At 71.5% G+C, this 1,770-nt stretch carries 2 protein-coding genes; both read right to left on the reverse strand.

All coding sequences use genetic code 11. The features are described 5' to 3' along the window. Positions 1 to 148: 148 nt before the first annotated feature. Positions 149 to 622 (reverse strand): large conductance mechanosensitive channel protein MscL, encoded by a 474-nt coding sequence (gene mscL / locus ABZ374_RS48445; RefSeq protein ID WP_360325221.1) that lies wholly within the window; start codon positions 620 to 622, stop codon positions 149 to 151. A gap of 126 nt (positions 623 to 748) precedes the next feature. Beyond that, the gene (locus ABZ374_RS48450) at positions 749 to 1,459 is read right to left on the reverse strand and encodes an SAF domain-containing protein (protein ID WP_360325224.1); all 711 of its coding nucleotides are present in this window, start codon (positions 1,457 to 1,459) and stop codon (positions 749 to 751) included. Positions 1,460 to 1,770 lie beyond the last annotated feature (311 nt).

The raw sequence follows: 1,770 nt of genomic DNA on the forward strand, positions 1-1,770 counted from the left end.
GGCGTCGACACCGATGTCGATGTTGGTGAACTCGGCGTCACCGTCGAGTCCGTCCATCGACAGCCGCATGTCCTTCGCCGTGGCGGCCCGCCGTCTCGCGTGCGTCCCGCAGGAGTGCGACCGGTCCTGCTCGGGTGTTGCCGATCGATCAGGTGTCGGAGCGGGAGGAGCCCGACCCGGTGACCCCGTGGCCGGGGTCCGCCTCCGGGTTGAGCCGCTGGGAGAGCAGATCGCGGATCTCGACGAGGAGTTCGGCCTCGCTGAGCTCCTTCTCGCCGGCGTGGCCCAGGGCCCGCTTACGCTTTTCCATCATGTGGTTGAGCGGTAGCACGAGCAGGAAGTACACGACCGCCGCGGTGATCAGGAAGGTCAGTCCGGCGCCGAGGACCGAGCCCCACAGCAGTTGCACGCCGGTCGCCTCGCCGTTCGCGTCGACGCCGCACGGGCCCTTGATGCATGACGTGTACCCGTCCAGGTTCTTGGTGCCGAGGGCACCCACCACGGGGTTGATCATCCCCTTCACGAACGCGTTCACGACCGCGGTGAACGCGGCGCCGATGACCACGGCCACGGCCAGGTCCACGACGTTTCCGCGCATGAGGAACTTCTTGAAGCCGCCCACTGCTTGATTCCCATCGATCTTGATCGGTCGAAGCCTCGTCGGGGCGATCCGGCCGATGATCAAGGCCGAAGACCGTAAAAATCGCGGAATACCCCATGAAGCCGGACAACTCGCACGAGTCTGCTGTCATTCGCGATTCGTCGCAACAGGGCCGCCCACGAACCTGTGGATGGTATAGGTCAGCACCGAACCCCCCGCCGCGCCCGCGAGTTCGGCGGCGACCGTGCGGGGCACTTCGAGGATCAGCAGGGCCCCGGCGGAGGAGCCGGTCGCGGTCGGTCGGGCCACCACGATCGCGGCGGGGACGATCAGCCGGGCTGGACCGGGATGCTCGGGCGCGGGTGCGGCCAGCACGTCGATCCGGTCGCCGGGGCGCAGTACGGCCACCGCGTCGGCGTCCGCGAAGCGCGCGGGCAGGATCACGGTGCCCGGGTCGTGCGGGCCGCCGGGGTGGGCCACCCGGACGTCGGTCACCGGCTCGCCCCGGCGCAGCGGACCGGTCAGTGCGACCCCGGTGGCCTGCCCGACCGCGTGCAGAACTCCGGCCGGGTGCAAGGCAGTCGGCAATGCGACCAGGGCCAGATCGGCGGGCCCGGGGGTGCTGCCCGCGGGCAGATCGCGCGCGGCCACCAGGACCGCTCCGGTCGGCGCCGGGGTCGGGCGGACCGCCACGATCACCGCGAGCACCGCGACGGCGGCCGACAGCGCGGCCAGGCCGCGTCGATGCCGAGCCAGCACGCGGCGCCACGGCGGCCGGGCGCGCGGGGCCGGCGCGGACCGGAACGGCGGGCCGAACGACGGACCGGGCGGGGCTCCGAACGATCCCGAAAGGGACATCGCACCTCCAGCGGGCAGCGGGTGGGTGCGGCCCGACCCTCGCCGGAACCGGGGCAGGAAACGAGGGTCGAGCCGCGTTCCCACCGTGCCGCGCGGCGTCCCGAGCCGGCCGAGGTGCCTCGATGCCTGTGCACAACTCCGCCCCTGGGGATCATGAATTCACCCAAGTGAGTGACGCCCGGCCCCTGTGGGTGACGCCCCGCCCCGCCCGGCAAGCCCCGTTACCTTTTTCGTGGTCCTGAAATGGGGCTCCTGGCCTCCGGGTCCGGCATGGCTTTTGCCCCCTGTCGAACGCATGACCTGGGGGGTGG

This window comes from Embleya sp. NPDC005971 (assembly GCF_040629175.1).
Lineage (GTDB): Bacteria > Actinomycetota > Actinomycetes > Streptomycetales > Streptomycetaceae > Embleya.